Raw genomic sequence first — 545 nt, forward strand, 5'->3', positions numbered from 1 at the left:
TCCCCAGATATCGACTTCAATGCCGCCATTCATGTGCTGATTATTCATGGCAAACTGCAATGGCTGCGTGATGAGATCGTAACCGTGCATCTTATACAGCGAGATAGACAGAGGATTCATTTGTTGCAGGCGTTCGATGGGCGATGGTGCCAGAGCGTCGTTATTTTCCAGATACGCGCGAACGTCGTCGTCCAGTCGATCTAATGAGAACGGTAGGTCACCCGGCACAGGTTCTGGATTACGATTGAAATCCATAAATACCTGACGACCATGTTGCTGCTCTTGCGCTACTGCCATATCTAACAAGCTGGAGCCAAAATCCATTACCCGCGTGGCGTGGAACGGCCACTGATAGCCTTTACGGAAAATGTTTGAAGCCAGCTCCTGGGTGGTGCGATAGTAATCCGCGAGGAAGTTATACTCGTTGCCCCCGGCATCCACGGAATAGATATATGGGATCACCTGTACATAGGTGCCGGACAAATTCCACGGAAACATGCTGCGCGGTGTGCCTATACCAAACTGGCTTTCAGTCAGATTCGTTA

General features: G+C 50.1%; 1 protein-coding gene. It reads right to left on the minus strand.

The genetic code is table 11. The features are described 5' to 3' along the window. Positions 1-545: hypothetical protein (locus ACFFNX_RS52630; protein WP_378213914.1), on the minus strand; the 545-nt coding region annotated here is incomplete at both ends.

This window comes from Actinoallomurus acaciae, from assembly GCF_042429965.1.
Taxonomy (GTDB): Bacteria; Actinomycetota; Actinomycetes; order Streptosporangiales; family Streptosporangiaceae; genus Actinoallomurus; species Actinoallomurus acaciae.